This window comes from Williamsia sp. Leaf354 (genome assembly GCF_001424365.1).
Taxonomy (GTDB): Bacteria; Actinomycetota; Actinomycetes; order Mycobacteriales; family Mycobacteriaceae; genus Williamsia_A.
In genome coordinates this window covers 735,036-755,152 of the sequence record NZ_LMPL01000001.1, presented here as the reverse complement: position 1 = coordinate 755,152, position 20,117 = coordinate 735,036, and the positions used below count along the sequence as shown (strand labels likewise).

Here is a 20,117-nt window from a genome sequence, read left to right as displayed (position 1 = left end):
TTCGGGAGGGTGGAGCAGGAGAGGCGGAGTGGTCAGGCCGCGCGGGCCGGCGTGACGAGCAGCCGGTGCACCGACGCCGCGATCACGGCGCCGACGAGCGGGAAGACGATGAACACCCAGAGCTGCGACAGCGCGAGGTGTCCGGTGAGGACAGCGGGACCGATGGACCGCGCCGGGTTGACCGACGTGGAGTCGATGCCGATGGCCACGAGATGCAGCACGGTGAGCGTGAGGCCGATGGGCACTCCCGCGGCGTGCGGCGCGGACGCGGTGCGCGACGTCGCCGACAGCACCACGAACACCAGGATCGCGGTCGCGACGACCTCGATGATCGCGACGGGCACGAGCCCGTATCCACCGGTCGATGCCGATCCGAAACCGTTGGTGCCCAGGCCATCCGCAGCGCGGCTGTAGCCGGGTCGACCCGATGCCACGGCCAGTACGACCGCGGCGCCGGCGATGGCACCGATGACCTGCGCGACGACGTAAACGGCCGCGCGCGCCGGTTCGATGCCCCGGCTCAGCAGCACGCCCAGTGTCACCGCGGGGTTCACGTGGCAGCCCGAGATGGGACCGATCGCGAACACCAGGGCGAGCAGCGTGAGGCCGAAGGCGAGCGCGATGCCTATCGTCCCGACGCTGTCGCCGGCGAGTACCGCGGTACCCACACCGCCGATGACGAGCAGACCGGTTCCGATCCCCTCGGCGGTCGCCGCGCGCGCGGTCGAGACCTCGCTCATCGCTGCTTCGAGCGGTTCTCGCGGCGCTCGTGCCACTTCTTCTTGGCGAATCCCCATGTGACGCGGCCGAGTCCGGCGTAGAGACGGCTCGCAACGCTCCTGTGTTCACTCATCGGTGTCTCCGAACGTGTTCTGCGCACACGTCATCCGGCCGGAAGCCCTGAGGACAGCGGCCGGTGATGTGCAGCGAGGTGGAATGCGACGGGACCGAGTGGCCCGTCGGTGAGGGCGGCGTTGAGCGCACGCCCGCAGAGCGCGGCCTGTGCGGCCGCGGTGGTCACCCGGTTCGCGTCGATGGCGAACCGGGTGACGCGGAAGCGGTTACTTGAAGGTGTCCTTGATGTTCTCGCCGACCTTCTTCACGCCGGCCGAACCCTGGTCCTTCTTGCCCTCGGCCTCGAGGTCCTTGTTGTCGGTGACGTCCCCGATGACCTCTTTGGCCTTGCCGACGGCGTCTTCTGCGGCGTTCTTCGCCTTGTCAACGATTCCCATGGCATCCCTCTTTCATCTGGGCCCCTGATTGGGGTCACAGGCATGTAGTCGGGGAGCGCCCGGTGTTGTGCACGCGCGAGTTCTGTGAAGTAGGTCACATAGCGGGATCAGCAGGGGCACCGGCGTCGGATGCCCCGGTGTGGGTGGCGATCATCTCGGCGGCGATGTCGCGCACCCTGCGGTTGGTGTTCTGCGACTGGGTGCGCAACATCGCGAACGCCTGCTCGGCGCTCACCCCGTGGCGGCCCATGATCATGCCCTTGGCCTGCTCGATGGGTGCCCGGGAGTTGAGGGCGGCTCGCAACGCGTCGGCGACCTCGACCGCGGACTTGAACCGCGCGAAGTCGCCGATGGCGCGGGACACCGTGGTCGTCAGCAACTCGATGATGTCGGCGTCGACGGTGTCGAAGGCCGCGGCCGCCGCACCGTAGAGGTTGAGGGCGCCGAGGGGCTGGTCCTGCGCCGCGAGGGCCGCGGCGAGGAAGGAGTGGATGTTCTCCTGCGCCGCCGACGCGGCGAACTGAGGCCACCGCTGGGTGCCGGCGTCGACATCGACGAGGACGGTCTCCCCGGTGCGCGCCGCGTGCAGACACGGCCCGTCACCGGCGTCGTACTGCTCCTGGTCGACCCGCAGGGTCCGCGAATCGGTGTGCACTGCGGTGTAGGTGCGGCCGCCGAGGGCGATGGTGATGCTGGTGCACGTGGCACCGTCGATGGCCTCGTGCGCCACGTCGACGACGCGCTGCAGCAACACCACCAGGTCGTCCTCGTCGGTGATGCTGCCGCCGAGGGCGACGAGCATGGTGGCGAGCGTCGCCGGAGTGGCGTCCGATGTCGCGACCGCGGTCGCGACCTCCACGGCCGCGTCGGTGGCGCCGTCGGGGGTCGCGGCGAGCAACGACGTGCTGGTCCGTGGGTCCGACGCCGGATCGTCGCCGGAAATCGGGGTGATCATCGCGAGTCCTCCTCGTCGGGTGGGGTGTCGGTGCGACGCACCGAGACGTCGACCGACTGGGTCAGCACCGCGTGGCGGGCCTCGCCGAGCACATCCCGGACGACGTCGAGAACGAGTCGGCGCACCCGCGCCACGAGGGCGTCGAGGTCGGTGGGTTCCGAGCCGTGCAGGCCCACCCGGACACCGGTGAGCCGACCGCCGTCGATGTCGAGTTCGACCGCCGACGGCCGGTGCGCGTCACCACGCAGAGCACGTGCGAGCACGGCGCGCAACGCGTGCTCGCGCACGGTGAGGTCCCCGAGCCGGTGCTCGGCGGGCGTGCCGAGCGACAGCAGACGCCCGCTGCGCGCGGTCGTCCGCACACGGTCGAGGACGCTGTCGGCGATGGCATCCCACCCCGCCTGAGCGCGATCGCGGAGATCGGCGACGAGCTGTCGGGAGATCAGGTCGTCGTCGGGGGGTGGGGTGGGTGCGGCGCTCACTGCCAACTCCTCATCGATCCGCGCAGCGTGGTGCGGGCGCGGGCGTAATGGCCACGGGCGGCCGCCGACGCCACGCCCAGCACCTCGCCGATGTCGCCGAACGGCATCTGTTCGACCTCGCGGAGGATCCAGGCGGCACGTTGGCGAGGGGGCAAGACCGACAACTCCTTCTCGAGTGCATCGACGAACGCGTCGGAGGTGGTCGCCGAGAGCGGTAACCCCAGCGTCGAGGGACCGCCGAGGTCGAGGATGTCATCGCCGATGGGGATCGGCGACCGTTTGCGGTAGGCGTCGATGATCTTGCGGGAGCAGATGGCGAACAGCCACGTCTGGACAGAGCCCTCGTGCCGGAAGGTGTCGAGTCCGCGCCACGCGGCGACGAAGGAGTCCTGCACCACCTCCTGCACGGTGCACTCGTCGGACACCATGCGGCGCGCATACCCGTGCAGTCGAGGTCCGAATCGATCGACGAGACTGTCGAAGGCGCCGCGGTCACCGAGGCGCGCGTGCTCGACGAGCTCTCGATCGGTCAGGACGACACCGTCCTGATCATCTCCCCACACAGAAAAACCCCTTCACAGCCATGGCTCCGCTCGGCAAGCCATCACATGGAAGAGGCAGAACAACAATAAGTTGTTCGACGCGGCGGTGTACGCGGGGGTGGAGAACGAACGTGGCGCTTGTCACACCACCTGGGCATTCGACGGCGAGGACAGTGGACGACTACGCCCATGTCGGGCGATCCCGACATTCCCGTGAGGAGGCTCGACCATGAACTCCGAAGGTGCTCACACCGATGCCGCGATGGTCGACGCGGTCCTCGCCGTCGACGACGTCGTCGCGATCGTCGACGATCCCGACGGCCCCGATGCCTCCGACCCGACCCCCGTGAGGTCCGACCCCGAGGGGTCCGATGTGACACACGTGCACGTCACGGTCACCGACGCCCACGACCCGACGATCACCGCGCACAACGTGCAGGACGCGGTCCATCGGGTGACCGGCGGACGGGTGGACGTGACGATCGAGGAGATCCTCGAAGGCTGATCGCCGACGGTCAGCGCTCCCGGGCGGCGGCGTTGAGGCGCGCGGCCTGACGTATCAGGTGGTCGCGTTCGAGCAGGTTCGACGCCGCCGATGCGGCGCGGGCGTACAGCTCCGCGGCGATCGCCGCGTCGCCGGCGCGCTCGTGCAGATACGCGGCAACGGCGGTGTGCCGCGGGAGTGCCGGATCGAGATCGGCCAGTGCCGCGAGACCAGCAGCGGCGCCGTCGGCCTCGCCGACCGCGACCGCTCGATTGAGACGCGCCACAGGGTTGTCGGTGAGAGAGATCAGTTCGTCGTACCACTCGACGATCTGCACCCAGTCGGTCTCGTCGGCCGAGGGCGCGTCGGCGTGCAGGGCCGCGATCGCGGCCTGGGCCTGGTACTCGCCCAGTCGATCCCGAGCCAGGGCGTCCTGCAGCAGCGACACGCCTTCGGCGATGAGCGTTGTGTCCCACCGGCTCCGGTCCTGTGTGGCGAGCGGCACCAGCGATCCGTCGGTCCCATACCGCGCCGCACGCCGGGCGTGGTGGAGCAGCATCAGCGCCAGCACACCGGCGACCTCCTCGTGGTCGATCACCGCGAGCAGGGCGCGTGTCAACCGGATCGCCTCCGCCGCGAGATCGATGTCGCCCGAATATCCCTCGTTGAATACGAGATAGAGCACCCGCAGCACGGTCGCCACATCACCCGGCGCATCGAACCGGACTCCGGCGATCGTCCGCTTGGCGCGGCTGATGCGTTGCGCCATCGTCGCTTCGGGGACGAGATAGGCCTCTGCGATCTGCCGCGTGGTCAGTCCTCCGACGGCACGCAATGTCAGCGCGACCGCCGACGACGGGGTGAGCGACGGGTGCGCGCACAGCAGATACAGCGCGAGGGTGTCGTCGGTGGACGGAACGGGCCCCGGCGCCGGCTCGTCCTCCATCCGCTCCTCACGCAGTCGCCGTGAGGAGTCCGCGCGTGTGGCGTCGACGAACTTGCGCCACGCCACCGTGATCAGCCAGCCCCGCGGTTCGCGCGGCGGATCGTCCGGCCAGATCCGCAACGCCTCGATGAGCGCGTCCTGCACCGCGTCCTCCGCGCGGGCGAAGTCGGCGCCGCGGCCGACGACGACCTCGATCACCCCCGGAACGAGGGATCGGATGAGGTCGGCGTCGACCGCGTCAGCCGGCACGTGCCACTCCGAGACCGTCATTCACTTGTCACTCCGTGACCGTCATTCACTTGTCACTCCGTGACCGTCATCCACTTGTCACTCCGTGACGGCAGGCGGCTCGGTGAGGAACGGCCGCACCTCGAGCCACTCGTGGATCGGCTCCCCGCCACGGCCCGGCGCCGCCGAGAGCTCACCGGCGAGTTCGACCGCGCGATCCCAGTTCTCGACGTCGATGATCATCCACCCCGCGATGAGGTCCTTGGTCTCCGCGAACGGCCCGTCGGTGACCGGCGGCCGCCCCTCGCCGTCGTACCGGACCCACGCACCCTCGGGGGCCAGGGCCTGCCCGTCGACGAACTCGCCGCTGCCCTCGAGTCGGCCCGCGAAATCGTGCATGTACTGCATGTGGGCCGAGATCTCGTCCTCGGTCCACTGGTCCATCGGCACGTCGTTGCGCGGGGCGGGGGCTCCGCGGTAGTGCTTCAGCAGCAGGTACTTCGCCATGGTGTTCTCCTCGGTGCGGTGCGGCCCATTCTGGCCGCGCTCGACCCTGGGACGGAACCGATCGACGGTTATCGACATCCCCGCGCAGAAAAGTTCTCGCCGGATGTCGCGCTGGGCCCTCAGTAGTCGTTCGTGGTGTCGACCGCGGTGCCCGTGGGACTCAGTCGTTGCAGGTGAACGCGACGCGCGAGCCGGATGACGGGACGGATCAGCAACTCGACACTGCCCGCGAGGAACAGCCAGGTCCCGGCGTACGTGGTCGACTCGCCGAAGAACAGGATGCTGCCGACGATGAACCAGATCGCCACGAGGATGTCGTTGACGATGCTGACCACCTCCCACCGCTGACGGATCACGAGTTCCTCGCGGCCGATGGTGAACGTCAGTTCGTTACTCATGAGCCCATCCTCCATCGGTCCGTCGGCGCGGGGCCCGCGATCGACATCTGCTCACCCACCCGACTCAACGTCTGTTGAGATTCGGGTGGTACACATGTCGGGACCGACCAGGCAGGAGGCACCCATGACCACCACGTCGCATTCCGCGGCCCGCCCGGGCGGGGCCCGAGACGAGCGCGCTTCGATCGGCGCCCTGTTGCTGATCGTGCTCGCGTTGCTCTCCGCGATCGCCCCTATCGCCACCGATCTCTACCTGCCCGCGTTCCCGACGATGACCGGCGATCTGTCGACCGGCGCCACCGCTGTGCAACTCACCCTCACCGCGTTCCTCGTGGGTGTCGCGGTGGGGCAACTCGTCTTCGGGCCGCTGTCGGATCGGGTCGGACGCCTGCGCCCCCTGGTCGGCGGCGCCGTGATCTGCGTGATCGCGAGCGCGTTGGCCGCACTCGCACCGTCGATCGAACTGCTGGTCGCCGCGCGCTTCGTCCAGGGCCTGGCCGGTGCGGCCGGGATGGTGATCGGGCGCGCGGTCATCAGCGACCTCGCCGCCGGGCCCGCCGCGGCCCGGGCTTTCAGCATCATGACGCTCGTGACCGGCGTGGCGCCGATTCTCGCGCCGTTCGTCGGCAGCCTCCTCGTGGGCGGCATCGGGTGGCGCGGCGTCCTCTGGGTGGTCTTCGCGCTCGCCGCGGCGATGCTCGTCGCGGTCGTCGCCGTGGTGCGTGAGACGCACACACGCGAGCGCAGAGACCGGGCACGGGCGGAACGCATCGAGAACGGTTCGGCTGCAGGGGATCTGATGTCGCGCGCGTTCGTGGGCAACACCCTCGCCTACGGATTCGGCTTCGCGGTGATGATGGCCTACATCGCGGCGTCTCCCTTCCTCTACCAGGTGCTGCTCGGCATGAGCGAGATCGCGTACGGGCTGTCGTTCGGCGCCAACGCCGCCGGACTGGTCATCGTCGGCAGCGTGGCGGCGCGACTCGCCGAGAGCCGCTCGATCAGGGGGATGCTCGGCCTCGGACTCTCGGTCGTCGGCGCGGCGACCGTCGCCCTGCTCATCGTCGTGGTGGTGGGCGCGCCGCACTGGCTCATCCCGATACCCATCTTCGTCGCCGTGTCCGGTCTCGGACTGGTACTCGGCAACGCCACGGCCGCGGCTCTGCAGGTGGTCCCACGTGCATCGGGCTCGGGGTCAGCATTGTTGGGCGCCTTGCAGTTCGGGCTCGGCGCCGCGGTCTCGCCCCTGGTCAGTCTCGGTGGCGAGAACGATCCCCTCCCGTTGGCGATCGTAATGGTCACCTGCGCTCTCATCGCGTTGGCGGCATTCGCGGCCGCCGGCCGGCCGTCCGACTGACCTGCCGCACGAAAGTCATCGCTTCTCCGGCAGACGGGTCCCGGGAGTGAGTGCACCTCCGGGAGCGGTGCATCACCAGGGTTTTGTCGTACCCCTGTTCTAGGGTTGGTTCATGCGCGATGGGGGTTGGGCTGGGGTGGATGCGGGGTCGGTGGGGTTGCTCACCGATCACGTCGCTGCGCCGGTGAACGCGTTGCTGGGCAACATGGTTCACGCCGCCGCCGGTCAAGCTTTTCTGGAGTGGATGCGTTACCGCGATGCCGGTGAACTGCACCGCCAGTTGGTGGTGCCCCACGAGACGTCGGATCGTCGAACGTTCGACGCAACCATGCAATGCGCGGCCCGGATCGCGGTCACCCACTCCATCTCGCAGGGCGCGGCCGAGCGGATCGTCGACACCGCCATCGCGCTGCGTGACCGGCTCCCGAAGGTGGCCGAGTGTCTCCGGGACGGGAAACTCGCACCGCGGTATGTGCGGTTGATCGTCGAACGCACCGACCTCGTTCTCGACCGCGAGAATTCGTGACCGGCTCCCGAAGGTGGCCGAGTGTCTCCGGGACGGGAAACTCGCACCGCGGTATGTGCGGTTGATCGTCGAACGCACCGACCTCGTTCTCGACCGCGAGAATCAGCAGGTCGTCGACACCGAGATCGCGGCGGCGTTGCGTCGTCGGGGGTCGTGGTCGGCGTCGCGGATCCGGGACATGGTCGACCGCAGCGTCTACCGCGTCGACCCTGATGCCGTGCGGGCTCGCCGCAAGGCGGCGGTCGATGCACGGGGGGGGCGGTCGATGCACGGGACGAGATCGCGGCGGCGTTGCGTCGTCGGGGGTCGTGGTCGGCGTCGCGGATCCGGGACATGGTCGACCGCAGCGTCTACCGCGTCGACCCTGATGCCGTGCGGGCTCGCCGCAAGGCGGCGGTCGATGCACGGGGATTCTGGACCGAACGCCTCGACGACGGCATGGCACGCGTGGAGGCCACGTCCACCGCCGAGAAAGCCATCCAGATATCCCGACGCGTCGACACCCTCGCGCGGGCCGTCTGCGACAACGACGGTCGGACGCTCGCCGCGCGGAAGTCGGATGCTCATTTCTGTCTGGTCATGGGTGCCGCGTGGGAATGCCAGTGCGGCAACGACGACTGCGACGCCGCCACCATCCCAGCCGAGGACGGCCCCACCGCACGACCGGTACCGGGAACCGGCTCCAGCATGACGTTGCATGTCGTCTGTGATTTGGAGACAGTCGCCGGGGACGGGGAGTCACCGTGTTTCCTGGACGGGTACGGCGTGATCTCCCCGGCCCACCTCGAGGAACTGATCAGCGAGCCGGATGTGACCGTGGCGCCGATCGGGCATCTCGATGATCCGCTCGCCCCACACACCCCGGGGAATCCGTATCGGCCGTCGACGGCGTTGGACACCGTCGTGCGGGCGAGGTCGTTGTACTGCGACGTCGCCGGATGTGAACGACCCGCCTGGGTGTGCGACATCGACCACATCCACGAGTACGACCACGACCATCCCGCCCACGGTGGGCAGACGTGTCCGGGGAACACCGGATCGAAGTGTCGGCTGCACCACAACCTCAAAACCCACACCGCGTTCCTCGACGACCAGACCGTCGGCCGCGACGGCCGAATCCAATCGGTGATCATCACCCCCGAAGGCCTCACCGTGGACGGGCCGGCATTCGACGGCACCGACCTGTTCCCCGCCCTCAAAGACATCCGATTCACCGCACCACAGAACGCCCCACCCGCCGACACAACACCACCTGGCAACCCAGAGCCACCACCCACCAGACGCCGACCACGCCTGGCAGACATACACGCCCGCCGACAGACCGAACGCGAACACAACCGCCGCACCCGCGAAACCGAACAACAACAGGCCCAGGCCGCCGACCCCGACAACGACGAACTGCCGCCCTTCTGAGACGACCCGCCATGGTCGACGACGCAGGATACGGTCGGGCGATGACACCGGTCCACCATCGCCCGGAGCGCAGATGGTGAACGTCGTCGCCCTCGCACGTGCCGGGCACCTGCCGCCCGGGCTGGCGGTCACCGCGTTGTCGACGGTTCTCGCGGCCACCGGCGACGTCGCTCCGGCGATCGTGGTCGCCCTCGCGATCGCGGTGTTCAGCGGCCAACTCGTGGTGGGGTGGACCAACGATCTCATCGACCGCGACACCGACATCGCCGTGCACCGCACCGACAAACCACTCGTCGTCGGCACCGTCACCCGCGAGGCAGTCGTGACCGCGACCGTCCTCACCGCCGGTGTGTGCGTCGTCGCCTCCCTGCTCTGCGGTGTCGCGGCGGGAACGGTGCACCTCGTCGCCGGCGTCGGGGCAGCCCTGGCCTACAACCTCGGCGTGAAGCGGACGATCTTCTCGTGGGTGCCCTACCTCCTCGCCTTCGGATCGGTGCCGATCGCCGTCGGCCTCGCGTCCCGATCCGGCGACCTGCCACCGGCATGGGTGGTGGCGATGGCCGCATTGCTCGGTGTCGGCGCACACCTGCTCAACGTGTTCCCCGATCTCGAGGACGACGCCGTCACCGGGATGAGCGGGCTACCGCATCGCCTGGGCCGCACCAGGATTCCAGCGGTCGCGGCCGCGCTCCTCGTGGGCGCCACCGTGATCGGGGTCTTCGCCACCCACCGCGGGGCGTGGCAGTGGGTGGTGCTCGGCGTCGTCGTGCTGGTGGCCGCGGTGTGCACGCGCGCACCGGGCCGGGCGCCGTTCTACGCCACGATGCTGATCGCCGGGATCGATCTCGCGATCATCGTCATCCGCTGACCAGTCGCGACACCAACAGGTCGACGATCGCGCGCCGCCCGGCCTCGTCACCGGGGTGCGTGAGCAGTCCCTCCACCACGAACGCGATGATCGCGCTCGCCGCCTCGGCGTTCTCCGCCGGGAGATCGGCCCGCGTCAACGCATCGGCGAGTTCGTGGAAACCGGTGTGCCACTCGTCGATCACCGGCGACGACGCACGCCGCGAATGCACCGTGTCGACCAGCGCGTGCATCGACGACAATTCCTCGACGGCGAAAAGGATCTTCTCCGTCAGCGGCCGGCTGACCACCGACTCGTAGCGGGTGAGCGCCTCGGCCAGGAGCTCCTCGAGCACAGCGACCAATACGTGGTCCTTGTCCGCGAAGTACCAGTAGACGGTGTTCGTGGTGACACCCGCCTCGGCCGCGATCCGACTCACCGCGGTGACCTCGTACCCGTCGGCGACGAACAGCGAGCGCGCCGCAGCGACGATCTCGTCGCGCTTCTCCGCACGGGCGCGGGGACGACGGTTGGCGGGCACCGATCGACTTTACTTGATCGCCACTCAAGAACCCGGTAGCTTTCCTTGAACTGCATTCAAGAACAGACCGAGAGGCGACGACGTGCCCACCGATATCGAGTACACCCGTGTCGAGGAGACCTTCACCTCCGAGGGCGTGACCTGCGCGGCCACCGTCTACCGACCCGGCACCGCCTCGCCGGGGAACCGGACGCCGGTCATCGTAATGGCCCATGGGTTCGGCGGGGTCCGCGCGCTGCGTCTGCCCGCCTACGCCGAGCTGTTCGCCGCCGCCGGCTACGTCGTGATGCTGTTCGACTACCGCTACTTCGGTGACAGCGAAGGGGAACCACGCCAGCTCCTCGACGTCGCCTCGCAGCTCGCCGACTGGCGCGCGGCCATCGCGTTCGCACGCACCATCGACGTCGCCGACCCCGACACCGTCGTCGCGTGGGGCACCTCGTTCGCCGGCGGCCACGTGATCACCACCGCCGGTTCCGGCGAACGACTCGCGGCGATCATCGCCCAGGTGCCGCACGTGAGCGGACCCGCCGCGGTGCGCGCCACCGGGATCCGACGCGCCCTGCGGATCGCGCCCGTCGCGCTCGCCGACACCGTGGCCGCGCTGCTACACCGCGCGCCGCGCTACGTCGCGTCGATCGGTCCCGAGGGATCGGCCGCGGTGATGTCCGCCCCGGGGGCGGAGGAGGCCTTCGAGCGTCTCGTCACCGAGTCGGGGATCCGCCGCGGGGAGTACGCGGAGACCGTCGCCGCCCGGATAGCCCTGCGCATCGGCCTCTATTCGCCGGCCCGGTCGGCCGCGCGTGTCCGATGCCCGGCACTGATCCAGGTGGCCACGGGCGACACCATCGCCCCCGCGGCGGCCGCGACGAGGGCCGCCCGCTCGATGCCCGACGCCACCGTGCTCACCTACGAGGGCGGTCATTTCGATCCCTACGTCGCACCGCTGTTCCCCGCCGTCGTCGCCGATCAGCTCGCATTCCTGCGGACCGTCGCGCCCGTCGATTGACCATCCCCCGCGCGGGAGCGCTGCTATATTCACTGGTGCTGTAGCCCTCGGCACCCGCGCACAACGGGTTTCGACTCTGCGTGATCGAAATTCTTGACCTGCGGTGACGCACCGCTGATCACCGCTGGTGACGACACCGGTTCCCGCACAACACACCGCCCGCGCCGCGCACGGATGCCGCGTAAGCGGCCGCGCGGACCCGGTGGTGTCGGCTACCGTTTGCGCAACTCGCCCACGGCTCCCCACCGCCGTCCGTCGACCCCTGTCGGATGCGGAGCGCGCTGCGGTCGCACGAACGATGGGATGCCAGTGGACCTTTGGGGTTACCTACGAGGCCGGGGTGAACTGCTCACCTTCCTCACCTATCAACACGCGTCGCTCGCGTTGCAGACGCTGGTCGTCGGTTCCGTCGTCGCGGTCGTCATCGCGGTGCTCGTCTACCGCCTGCCGTTCGTCTCCGCGCTCACCCTCACCACCAGTCGTGTCGCCCTGACCATCCCGTCGCTGGCCCTGCTCGCGCTGCTGATCGTCCCGCTGGGACTCGGTGTGCTGCCGTCGTTCTTCATGCTGGCGTTCTTCGCCGCGTTGCCCGTGATCGGCAACGCCATCGTCGGTCTGCGGTCGGTGCCGGTGACGGTGATCGAGTCGGCGCAGGGCATCGGGTTGTCGCGGTGGCGGATCCTGTTCACCGTCGAACTCCCCATCGCGTGGCCGATCATCCTCATCGGCATCCGCGTGTCCACCCAGATGATCGTCGGTGTCGCCGCGATCGTCGCCTACGTCCTCGGCCCCGGGCTCGGTTCGTTGATCTTCAACGGTCTGGCCCGACTCGGCGGTGCCAACGCCCTCGAGATGGCCTTCACCGGAACGGTTCTCATCGTCGTCATCGCCCTGGTGTTCGACGCCCTGCTGGTGCTGCTCGGGCGCCTCACGATCGCAAAGGGACTCTCATGACAGCAACCTCTGCCGGCAGCGACCCGTCGCGCACGGTCACCGGGGTGTCGATCCGCCTCGACGGAGTGGTCAAGCAGTACCGCGGTACGTCGACGCCGGCGGTGAAGAAACTCGACCTCGAGATCGCCGCCGGTGACATCGTCGCGTTCGTCGGCCCCTCGGGTTGCGGCAAGACCACGACGCTGAAGATGATCAACCGACTCATCGAGCCGACCGCCGGCCGCATCCTCCTCGACGAGCGCGACGTCACCGGCGAGAACCCCGACAAGCTGCGCCAGTCCATCGGATACGTCATCCAGTCCGGCGGACTCTTCCCGCACTGGTCGGTGAAGAAGAACATCGGCGCGCTGCCGCGCGTGCTCGGGTGGGACAAGAAGCGGATCGCCGAGCGCACCGACTACCTGCTCGACCTCGTCGGCCTCGACGCCGACGTCTTCGCCGACCGTCTGCCCAAGGACATGTCCGGTGGCCAGCAGCAGCGTGTCGGCGTGGCCCGTGCGTTGGCCGCCGACCCGCCGGTCCTGCTGATGGACGAGCCGTTCGGCGCCGTCGACCCGATCACCCGGGTCCGCCTGCAGGACAGCCTCATCGCTATCCAGCACGAACTGGGCAAGACCATCGCCATCGTCACCCACGACTTCGAGGAGGCGACCAAACTCGGCGACAAGGTGTGCATCTTCTCCGAGGGCGGCCACATCGAGCAGTACGCAACGCCCGAGGAGATCCTCGCCAGCCCGGCGACGCCGTTCGTCGAGGAGTTCGTCGGGTCCGGCGCCACGCTGGCCCACCTCACGCTCTCGCGCGTGCGCGACGTGCCGCACAACCCGGTGCTGCGGGCGCGGGTCGGGCAGTCGACACAGGAGGTCGTGAACCAGGCCCGCGCCGAGGGTCACACCTGGGTGGTCGTGGTCAACGACGACGGCACCCCGCGCTCGTGGCCCTCGATCGACGAACTGCTCACCAAGGACGTCGTCTCCGACTACATCGACAACCGGCTGCCGGTGGTCGCGCGATCGGCGACCCTCAACGACGCGCTCGACTCGATGCTCGCCGCCAGCCAGGGCGGCGTCCTCGTCACCGACGGCCGCGGAGCGGTGCAGGGGACGCTCACCATCGCGGTGGTGATGGACGTGATCCGCAACCAGCTCGCCGACGCCCGCGCGGACACCGACAACGACACCTACGTCGATCACGAGGACGGCGCGGCGTCGTGAAGCGCCTGCGCCGCATCCCGACCGACGTCTGGTTCGAGCCGCTGATCATCATCGTGGTGCTGGTCGGCTACATCATCTGGTACCGGTCGACGACCTTCAGCACCACCGAGCAGGCGTCGCTCGCATGGTCGACGCTGAAGTCGACGATCCTCGACCACATCGAGCTCACCCTCATCTCCACGGCCTGGGTGGTGGTGATCGCGATCCCGCTTGGCATCCTGCTGACCCGCGAGAAGGCCAGGCGCGTCAGCCCGTTCGTGGTCAACATCGCCAACATCGGTCAGGCTGCACCCGCCGTCGGTCTCATCGTGCTGTTCACCTTCTGGCTCGGGACGGGGTTCCGGACCGCGGTTCTCGGCCTCGTGGTCTACGCGATCCTGCCGATCCTGCAGAACACGATCATCGGTCTGCGACAGGTCGATCAGCGCACCATCGAGGCATCACGCGGCATCGGCTACTCGGGCCTGCGCACCCTCGTGCAGGTCGAACTGCCGCTGGCCGTGCCGGTCATCCTCAACGGCGTCCGCACCGCGTTGGTCATCCTGGTCGGTACGGCCACATTGAGCACGTTCATCGGCGCGCCCAGTCTCGGCACCCTGATCACCACCGGCGTCACCCTGTTCCTGCCGAAACTGCTCGTCTCCGGGGCCATCCTGGTGGGCCTGCTCGCCATGACGATCGATTGGCTCGGCCGCCTCGTCGAGCTGGTCGCGACACCACGAGGACTCGCATGACTAAGCGCACATCCCGGGCCGCCGGCCCGCGTCGACGGTTTCGCGCCGCACTCGTCGTTCTCGCGGCGACGGCCCTGACCGTCGCCGGCTGCGGCCTGGTCAGTTCGTCGGGCACGTTCACCACCGGCAGCCTCGCCGACGGAGCGAAGCCGCTCGAGGGTGCCAAGCTCACCGTGACGTCGAAGAGCTTCACCGAGGGCGTCCTCCTCGGCAAGATCACCGCGTCGTACCTGTCGTCGGCCGGCGCGAAGGTCACCGACCTCACCGGCGCCCCCGGTTCGGCGTCCTCGCGGCAGGCGCAGCTCAACGGCGACGCCGACATCCTGTGGGAGTACACCGGAACCGGGTGGGTCACCTACCACAACCAGACCGAGACCATCGCCGACCCGACCCTGCTGTGGGAGAAGGTCCGCGACATCGAGAAGTCCACCAACAACCTGGTGTGGTTGCCGCCGTCGAACTTCAACGACACCTACGCGTTCGCCGCCTCGGGCCCCACCGCGCAGCGCCTGAAGGTGACGTCGCTGTCGGAGGTCGCGAAACTCCCCGTGGCCGACCGCACCTTCTGCGTCGACGACGAGTTCTTCTCGCGCTCCGACGGATTCCTGCCGATGCTGAAGAAGTACGGGATCCCCTACGGCACACCGGACGGTGTCCCGGCGGCCAACGTCACGCGCATGGACGCCGGTGTCATCTACACCTCCACCGCGAAGAGCGCGCCGTGCAACTTCGGTGAGGTCTACACGACCGACGGCCGCGTGAAGAACCTGGATCTCACCGTGCTCACCGACGACCGGAAGTTCTTCCTGCCCTACAGCGGGACCGCCGTGGTGCGTTCGTCGATCATCAAGGAGTACCCGCAGCTGGCCCCGCTGATCGCGAACATCTCGAAGCGGCTCACCGACGATCTCATGCAGGATCTCAACGGCCGCGTCGACATCGACGGCCAGGATCCCGCCGACGTCGCTTGGGACTGGCTCAAGAGCACCGGACTCGTGAAGTGACCTCACCGGTCACATGACGAACCGGGCGCCGGACGCAGTACGCGTCCGACGCCCGGCAGCTGTCGAGAAGTGCTGTGTCAGTTGACCAGCGGACCACTCTTGGCGCACACCACCGGGCTGGCCGGGTTGAGCGCGTTCTTGATGATCGAGATCGCCCTCGTCGAGTAGCTCATCGAGAGATGATCGGACAGGTCGATCGGGCACCCATCCTGCAGCGTGATGTTCTTGACCGTCGCGCCGGGGCCGGCGGTGAGGAACGTCGACTCAGACGGGGTGGTCACCTCGTCGTAGGTGGTCCGGATGATCGTGTAGTCGATCCCGGGCAGGGTGTCGCCACCGGCGTTGACGTTGTTGATGAAGTTCGAGCCGACGACCTGCTGGATACCGGAGATACCCACGGGGAGCTGCGCGAACCCGAGGATGTCGATGCCCAGGTTGTTGATGCTGCGGCCGAGTGACCCGATGCCCAACAGCGTGGTGCCGTGGTTGGTGGCACCGAGGGTGATCAGCTTCTGCACCTTGCTCGCACCGCCGTTGAACTTCAGGTACTGACGCGCGAGGACACCGCCCTGCGAGTGCCCGACGATGTCGACCTTCGACGCACCGGTCGCCGCGAGAACGCGGTTGACGAAGGTTGCGACCTGGCCGGCCGAGGTCGGGATGTCACCGGTGCCGTTGGTCCCGGGGATCAGGGAGATCACGCCACCGCCGTTGGTGATGTTGAGCTTGCCGTAGTTGAACGTGAAGGTGCAGTAGCCCGCCGCCTTCAGATCCGGGGAGATCCGCGCGAAGTTGTCGTAGGCGTTCTCCCACGTGCCGTGGAGCAGGACGACCGGGCGCTGACCCGACTTGGGCTTGCAGCCGAAGTCGTTGGCGCCGGGGGGCGCGGCGTTGGGATTCAGGATGGCGTAACCGAAGGCGTTGCCGAAGTTGGTCTGCTGCGGCCCCACCCCTGAGGTGTCCGAGGCGGTGCTGCCGGTGCCGTCGGGCACGGTGAAAGGACCGGCCACGGCGTTGGTGGTGATGGAACGGTTGGCCGTTCCGTTCTGTTGTTGGAGCTGAACCTTCGGAGCCGCCTTCGTCGGCTTCTTGGCCCCCTGCTTGATGGTGTCGGTTAGTTGCTGCACCGACGGTGCCGCGGTGGCCGGACCGGCCAGGCCTGCACCGAGTCCCGCCACAGCCGCGATCGACACGCAGCCGATCGCGAGGCGCTGGAGTCCACGAGTGGTCTTCATGTGTGCCCTTTCAGGGATCTCTTCCGGCGCCGCGGAAGCCGAATGCCCCCTGTTCGTACGCCGGGCGAAAGATATCCACGACAAGGGCATCCGTCGGACACATTCACCGAGGTACGTTCGTTTTCGGTAACGCGTGACCTGGGTCACTGTGAACAGTCACGACGCAGGGACCCTGTTCGCGTCGTATTCCTCAACGCCTGTTGGAGGAGGTCACCACTGGGCCCGTCATCGGGGTCATGCCCTCACCCGACCGGCGCGAGCACCGTGACCGAGTTGTGTCCGCCCATGCCCAGCGAGGGCTTCACCGTGATCCCGTCGACCATGGGCGTCGCGCCGTCGAGGAGCTGCGGATGCGCCTCGGCGACCTGTGGGGGCGCCGGGACCACGCCGTGCTCGGACCCCAGCGCGGCCGCAGCGATCTCGACCGCGGCCGCCGCACCCTGGCAGTGCCCGGTCAGCGGCTTCATCGAGTAGACGGCGGGGCGCGACTCGGCGAACATCTCCCCGAGGATCGCGGTCTCGGCCGCGTCGCACTGCGCGGTGCCGGGGCCGTGCGCGTTGAGGTACCGCACATCCCGCGCGGCGACGCCGGCATCGGCGAGGGCGTCGGCGACACACCGCATGATCTCCCGATGATCGGGCGCCACCGACGCCACGTGGAACCCGTCGTGCGACATCGCGCCCCCCAGGATGCCGAGGTAGCCCCGCGCGGGGCCGCGCCTGCTCACGACGAACCCGACTGACGCCTCCCCCATGGCGAATCCGCGGCTACCCTCCTGGAACGGTCGGCACGCGTCGAGCGGTTCGGTGTCGACGACACCCGCTCCGAGCCGAACGAAGTGATCGACGTTCTCGGGGGTGAGCGACAGATCGGTGGCGACGCACACGACGTCGTCGACGATGCCGGCGTCGAGCCACATCTTCGCGGTGATGAGTGCGACATTCCCGGAGCTGCATGTGGCCGACACATTCATCGCGGGACCGTGGAAGCCGAATTCCTGCATGAGGGTCGAGATGGGCGTCGAGGGAAGCAGACCCATGTAATCGCGAATGCGGCGGTGACCGTGATCGTCGAGATGGAACGACCGCCAGTCCTCGGTGTCGCCGAGCACCACGCCGTGCAACAACCCCACCCGGCGGCCGGGATCCCACCCCCGTGCGTGCGCGTCGTCGATCGCCTCCCTCGCCGCGAAGCGCATGGCCTGCGAGAAGCGACTGCGACCATCGGCCGGGTCGCCACCGTCGGGCACCTTCGCGAGCCAGATGCCACCCCCGTCGGCGTACGCCGCCCCCTGGTGGAGGACGGCGGCAGGTTTCCCGCCCGACACACCGCCCCACAGCGCATCGGTGCCCCACCCGTAACCGGTGACGGCTCCGACGCCGACGATGTCCACATTGTCCGTGCGATTGTTCGAGATCATTTCGGTGACACCTTTCGTCGTCGCGAGATCGGGGAAGACATCCCCGAGAACCATTGAGATACACATGGGGCGACAACACAAAAGAAGGCGTCAACAATGCGACATCACCAATGCGCAGTCACCCTTTCTGCACATTTTTCGAGTCCTCTCATCGCCTGTTGATGGTCCGATAGACTTCGCCGGTCGGGTGGACGAGACCCCGACGTCAGGTGAGCGTGGCGCGACGGGGAGGCACGGGGTGACCGATCCGGACCGTCACTACAAGATCCTGATCGATCACAGTCCCGACGCGATCGTCGTGCACGAGGGACGCCGGCTGGTGTTCGTGAACCCCGCGGCACTCCGCCTCGTCGGTGCGCATTCCCGCGATCAGGTTGTCGGCCATCTGTTCTCCGAGTTCGTCGACCAGGGCTCATTGGGTGCGCTACGGGAACGCATCCGCAGTCTCGAGGTCGAGGGCGTGCCGTCCACGCCGACCGAGATGATGCTGCGCTGCATCGGGGGCCGGCAGACGCCGGTGGAGTCCCGCTCGGTGCTCACCCTCTGGGAGGGGCGCCCGGCCTATCTCGCGGTCCTGCGTGATCTCTCCGCGCAACGCGCCGCCGAACGTGCCGCGGCGGCGGCCGAGCACCAGTTCGCCAGCGTCGTCTCCACCCTCGCCGAAGGTGTTGTCGTACAGGACCCCGACGGCATCGTGCAGTCGATCAACGCCGCGGCGGCCAGCGCCCTCGGTGTCGATGCGGCGGCCGTGGTCGGTCGGGACCTTCCGCGAGAGTTGGTGCGCGCCATCACCGTCGTCGACACCGACGGTCGGCCCGTGGCCCACGCAGACCTCCCTCACGCCACCACCTCGCGTACCGGCCGACCGACCCGTTTCCTTCTCGGCGTGACACGCCCCGACGGGACCCAGGTGTGGTTGCGCGGCACCTCGGCCCTGATCGACGATCACCCGCTGTCGCATCTGGTCGCGTCGTTCACCGACATCACCGCCGAACGCGCCGCCGCCGCACAACTCGCCTACCAGGCCACCCACGACTCACTGACCGATCTGCCCAACCGCCTCCACGTGGTGTCGGTGCTGACCGAGACCATGGCGTCGGCCGAGCGTGGGCCGATCGCGGTGCTCTACGTCGATCTCGACAATCTCAAGACGATCAACGACTCCTTCGGCCACAGCATCGGTGACGCCGTACTACGCGAGGTGTCGAGGCGACTCCGCGCGGTCGTGCCGGACGGGTGCCAGGTCGGTCGGGTCGGCGGTGACGAGTTCGTCGTACTGCTCGCGGGCCCGAGTGCCGACACCGACGAGGTGTCCGAGGCCGTCCACCACGCGCTGTCGCGCCCGCTCGAACTCGACGGCTGGACGATGGGAGTCGGCGCGAGCATCGGTCACGTGGTGGTGCCGCAGGGCGACGGCCGCACCATCGACGACCTCCTCCGCGACGCGGACATGGCCATGTACGCCGCCAAGGGGGCGGGTGGGAACCGGACGGTCAGGTTCTCCACCGACCGCACGGGCTGACACATCGGCGAACCGTAGGCTCGTCTGGTGCCTCCCACCGAGTCCTCGACCCCATCGGTCGACGCCACCGATCCGTCCTCGACACGCATCGAGGTGTCGCGCGTGATCGCCGCATCGCCCGCCGAGGTGTTCGCGGTGCTCAGCGACCCGCAGGGACACGTCGCCATCGACGGGTCGGGCATGTTGATGGGCGCCGACGGCGACCGGGTGCGCGCGGCGGGCGACACGTTCGTCGTGCACATGGACCGTGAGGCCCTCGGCGACATCCCGATGGGCGAATACGACGTGACCGTGACGATCGCGTCGTTCGAGCGCGACCGCGAGATCTCCTGGACGATCCTCGGCCGCATGCGCCCGCCCATCGGCCACGTGTACGGCTACCGACTGCGGCCCGAGGGCGACGGCACACGGGTCACATCGTTCTACGACTGGTCCGACATCCACCCGGAGTGGCGCGCGAAGGGCATCTTCCCGGTGATCCGACCTGAGTCACTCACGGCGACCCTCGGCATCCTCGCGCGCACGGTGCTCCGCGGATATCCCTGCGCGACCCCGACGGCCTGACG

23 protein-coding genes and 1 pseudogene are annotated in these 20,117 nt (G+C 68.5%); 13 read left to right on the top strand and 11 right to left on the bottom strand.

The genetic code is table 11. The annotated features are described in order from the left end of the window. Positions 1-32: 32 nt before the first annotated feature. The 5 genes from ASG12_RS03605 to ASG12_RS03585 all read right to left on the bottom strand — a co-directional run bounded on the left by ASG12_RS03605 (position 33) and on the right by ASG12_RS03585 (position 3,232). Entirely contained in the window at positions 33-740 is a 708-nt protein-coding gene (locus tag ASG12_RS03605) for an aquaporin (RefSeq protein WP_055785274.1), read from the bottom strand. A 321-nt stretch (positions 741-1,061) separates the two neighbouring features. Then, a complete protein-coding gene (locus ASG12_RS03600) occupies positions 1,062-1,232 on the bottom strand; it encodes a CsbD family protein (protein ID WP_045824645.1) in 171 nt (56 codons plus the stop codon). Positions 1,233-1,326: 94 nt separating this feature from the next. Continuing rightward, complete coding sequence (locus ASG12_RS03595; protein ID WP_055785271.1) at positions 1,327-2,187, bottom strand: GAF and ANTAR domain-containing protein; 861 nt, start codon at positions 2,185-2,187, stop codon at positions 1,327-1,329. Then, positions 2,184-2,669, bottom strand: coding sequence for a hypothetical protein (locus ASG12_RS03590; protein WP_055785268.1), 486 nt, complete (start codon positions 2,667-2,669; stop codon positions 2,184-2,186). The genes ASG12_RS03595 and ASG12_RS03590 overlap by 4 nt, the downstream gene beginning before the upstream one ends. Further along, positions 2,666-3,232 (bottom strand): RNA polymerase sigma factor, encoded by a 567-nt coding sequence (locus tag ASG12_RS03585; RefSeq protein ID WP_055785265.1) that lies wholly within the window; start codon positions 3,230-3,232, stop codon positions 2,666-2,668. The genes ASG12_RS03590 and ASG12_RS03585 overlap by 4 nt, the downstream gene beginning before the upstream one ends. A 208-nt stretch (positions 3,233-3,440) precedes the next feature. On the opposite strand from ASG12_RS03585, the gene ASG12_RS03580 reads away from it, so the two are divergent. Then, positions 3,441-3,716 (top strand): hypothetical protein, encoded by a 276-nt coding sequence (locus ASG12_RS03580; protein WP_055785262.1) that lies wholly within the window; start codon positions 3,441-3,443, stop codon positions 3,714-3,716. Between the two features lie 10 nt (positions 3,717-3,726). Here the strand turns inward: ASG12_RS03580 and ASG12_RS03575 are convergent, their stop codons facing one another. The 3 genes from ASG12_RS03575 to ASG12_RS03565 form a co-directional block, all read right to left on the bottom strand. Beyond that, a complete protein-coding gene (locus tag ASG12_RS03575; RefSeq protein WP_235455959.1) occupies positions 3,727-4,890 on the bottom strand; it encodes an RNA polymerase sigma factor in 1,164 nt (387 codons plus the stop codon). Between the two features lie 78 nt (positions 4,891-4,968). Beyond that, on the bottom strand, positions 4,969-5,376 hold the full coding sequence (locus ASG12_RS03570) for a YciI family protein (protein WP_055787556.1): 408 nt from the start codon (positions 5,374-5,376) through the stop codon (positions 4,969-4,971). Positions 5,377-5,495: 119 nt separating this feature from the next. Then, positions 5,496-5,774: a YrhK family protein gene (locus tag ASG12_RS03565; protein ID WP_235455957.1), complete on the bottom strand. Its 279-nt coding sequence runs from the start codon at positions 5,772-5,774 to the stop codon at positions 5,496-5,498. Between the two features lie 124 nt (positions 5,775-5,898). Between ASG12_RS03565 and ASG12_RS03560 the strand changes: the two genes are divergently transcribed. The 5 genes and pseudogenes from ASG12_RS03560 to ASG12_RS03545 all read left to right on the top strand — a co-directional run bounded on the left by ASG12_RS03560 (position 5,899) and on the right by ASG12_RS03545 (position 9,938). After that, complete coding sequence (locus tag ASG12_RS03560) at positions 5,899-7,131, top strand: multidrug effflux MFS transporter (protein ID WP_055785256.1); 1,233 nt, start codon at positions 5,899-5,901, stop codon at positions 7,129-7,131. Between the two features lie 112 nt (positions 7,132-7,243). Further along, complete coding sequence (locus tag ASG12_RS03555) at positions 7,244-7,657, top strand: DUF222 domain-containing protein (protein ID WP_082501608.1); 414 nt, start codon at positions 7,244-7,246, stop codon at positions 7,655-7,657. 13 nt (positions 7,658-7,670) lie between these two features. Next, positions 7,671-7,889, top strand: a pseudogene (locus ASG12_RS21085) (DUF222 domain-containing protein); the annotation flags it as partial. Between the two features lie 101 nt (positions 7,890-7,990). After that, positions 7,991-9,070 carry a DUF222 domain-containing protein gene (locus tag ASG12_RS03550; protein ID WP_055785250.1) on the top strand — a complete coding sequence of 360 codons (1,080 nt, stop codon included), beginning with the start codon at positions 7,991-7,993 and terminating at the stop codon, positions 9,068-9,070. Between the two features lie 73 nt (positions 9,071-9,143). Further along, positions 9,144-9,938 (top strand): UbiA family prenyltransferase, encoded by a 795-nt coding sequence (locus ASG12_RS03545; RefSeq protein WP_055785247.1) that lies wholly within the window; start codon positions 9,144-9,146, stop codon positions 9,936-9,938. Here ASG12_RS03545 and ASG12_RS03540 read toward each other — a convergent pair. After that, on the bottom strand, positions 9,928-10,458 hold the full coding sequence (locus ASG12_RS03540) for a TetR/AcrR family transcriptional regulator (RefSeq protein ID WP_055785244.1): 531 nt from the start codon (positions 10,456-10,458) through the stop codon (positions 9,928-9,930). The two genes, ASG12_RS03545 and ASG12_RS03540, sit on opposite strands and share 11 nt — an antisense overlap. An 82-nt stretch (positions 10,459-10,540) precedes the next feature. Here ASG12_RS03540 and ASG12_RS03535 point away from each other — a divergent pair, with 82 nt between their 5' ends. The 5 genes from ASG12_RS03535 to ASG12_RS03515 all read left to right on the top strand — a co-directional run bounded on the left by ASG12_RS03535 (position 10,541) and on the right by ASG12_RS03515 (position 15,373). After that, positions 10,541-11,467 carry an alpha/beta hydrolase gene (locus tag ASG12_RS03535; protein WP_055785242.1) on the top strand — a complete coding sequence of 309 codons (927 nt, stop codon included), beginning with the start codon at positions 10,541-10,543 and terminating at the stop codon, positions 11,465-11,467. A 303-nt stretch (positions 11,468-11,770) separates the two neighbouring features. Continuing rightward, positions 11,771-12,421, top strand: a complete 651-nt coding sequence (locus tag ASG12_RS03530) for an ABC transporter permease (RefSeq protein WP_156377903.1) — start codon at positions 11,771-11,773, stop codon at positions 12,419-12,421. Beyond that, a complete protein-coding gene (locus tag ASG12_RS03525; protein ID WP_055785235.1) occupies positions 12,418-13,635 on the top strand; it encodes an ABC transporter ATP-binding protein in 1,218 nt (405 codons plus the stop codon). Before ASG12_RS03530 ends, ASG12_RS03525 begins: the two co-directional genes overlap by 4 nt. Beyond that, positions 13,632-14,369 (top strand): ABC transporter permease, encoded by a 738-nt coding sequence (locus ASG12_RS03520; RefSeq protein ID WP_045824657.1) that lies wholly within the window; start codon positions 13,632-13,634, stop codon positions 14,367-14,369. The genes ASG12_RS03525 and ASG12_RS03520 overlap by 4 nt, the downstream gene beginning before the upstream one ends. Next, positions 14,366-15,373: a glycine betaine ABC transporter substrate-binding protein gene (locus ASG12_RS03515; protein ID WP_055785233.1), complete on the top strand. Its 1,008-nt coding sequence runs from the start codon at positions 14,366-14,368 to the stop codon at positions 15,371-15,373. Before ASG12_RS03520 ends, ASG12_RS03515 begins: the two co-directional genes overlap by 4 nt. 77 nt (positions 15,374-15,450) lie before the next feature. On the opposite strand, the gene ASG12_RS03510 is transcribed toward ASG12_RS03515, so the two are convergent. Beyond that, positions 15,451-16,608, bottom strand: a complete 1,158-nt coding sequence (locus ASG12_RS03510) for an esterase/lipase family protein (RefSeq protein ID WP_055785230.1) — start codon at positions 16,606-16,608, stop codon at positions 15,451-15,453. Between the two features lie 242 nt (positions 16,609-16,850). After that, complete coding sequence (locus ASG12_RS03505; protein ID WP_055787554.1) at positions 16,851-18,029, bottom strand: beta-ketoacyl synthase N-terminal-like domain-containing protein; 1,179 nt, start codon at positions 18,027-18,029, stop codon at positions 16,851-16,853. A gap of 238 nt (positions 18,030-18,267) precedes the next feature. Here ASG12_RS03505 and ASG12_RS03500 point away from each other — a divergent pair, with 238 nt between their 5' ends. Together ASG12_RS03500 and ASG12_RS03495 are read left to right on the top strand one after the other, a co-directional pair. Continuing rightward, positions 18,268-19,551: a diguanylate cyclase domain-containing protein gene (locus tag ASG12_RS03500; protein WP_055785227.1), complete on the top strand. Its 1,284-nt coding sequence runs from the start codon at positions 18,268-18,270 to the stop codon at positions 19,549-19,551. A gap of 27 nt (positions 19,552-19,578) precedes the next feature. Next, on the top strand, positions 19,579-20,115 hold the full coding sequence (locus ASG12_RS03495) for an SRPBCC family protein (protein ID WP_055785224.1): 537 nt from the start codon (positions 19,579-19,581) through the stop codon (positions 20,113-20,115). Positions 20,116-20,117 lie beyond the last annotated feature (2 nt).

Coding starts and splice junctions, on each gene's coding strand:
- ASG12_RS03505 (WP_055787554.1), bottom strand. CDS start 18,029: ATGATCTCGAACAATCGCACGGACAATGTGGACATCGTCGGCGTCGGA.
- ASG12_RS03555 (WP_082501608.1), top strand. CDS start 7,244: ATGCGCGATGGGGGTTGGGCTGGGGTGGATGCGGGGTCGGTGGGGTTG.
- ASG12_RS03510 (WP_055785230.1), bottom strand. CDS start 16,608: ATGAAGACCACTCGTGGACTCCAGCGCCTCGCGATCGGCTGCGTGTCG.
- ASG12_RS03525 (WP_055785235.1), top strand. CDS start 12,418: ATGACAGCAACCTCTGCCGGCAGCGACCCGTCGCGCACGGTCACCGGG.
- ASG12_RS03570 (WP_055787556.1), bottom strand. CDS start 5,376: ATGGCGAAGTACCTGCTGCTGAAGCACTACCGCGGAGCCCCCGCCCCG.
- ASG12_RS03530 (WP_156377903.1), top strand. CDS start 11,771: ATGCCAGTGGACCTTTGGGGTTACCTACGAGGCCGGGGTGAACTGCTC.
- ASG12_RS03595 (WP_055785271.1), bottom strand. CDS start 2,187: ATGATCACCCCGATTTCCGGCGACGATCCGGCGTCGGACCCACGGACC.
- ASG12_RS03550 (WP_055785250.1), top strand. CDS start 7,991: ATGGTCGACCGCAGCGTCTACCGCGTCGACCCTGATGCCGTGCGGGCT.
- ASG12_RS03565 (WP_235455957.1), bottom strand. CDS start 5,774: ATGAGTAACGAACTGACGTTCACCATCGGCCGCGAGGAACTCGTGATC.
- ASG12_RS03560 (WP_055785256.1), top strand. CDS start 5,899: ATGACCACCACGTCGCATTCCGCGGCCCGCCCGGGCGGGGCCCGAGAC.
- ASG12_RS03545 (WP_055785247.1), top strand. CDS start 9,144: ATGGTGAACGTCGTCGCCCTCGCACGTGCCGGGCACCTGCCGCCCGGG.
- ASG12_RS03605 (WP_055785274.1), bottom strand. CDS start 740: ATGAGCGAGGTCTCGACCGCGCGCGCGGCGACCGCCGAGGGGATCGGA.
- ASG12_RS03600 (WP_045824645.1), bottom strand. CDS start 1,232: ATGGGAATCGTTGACAAGGCGAAGAACGCCGCAGAAGACGCCGTCGGC.
- ASG12_RS03580 (WP_055785262.1), top strand. CDS start 3,441: ATGAACTCCGAAGGTGCTCACACCGATGCCGCGATGGTCGACGCGGTC.
- ASG12_RS03515 (WP_055785233.1), top strand. CDS start 14,366: ATGACTAAGCGCACATCCCGGGCCGCCGGCCCGCGTCGACGGTTTCGC.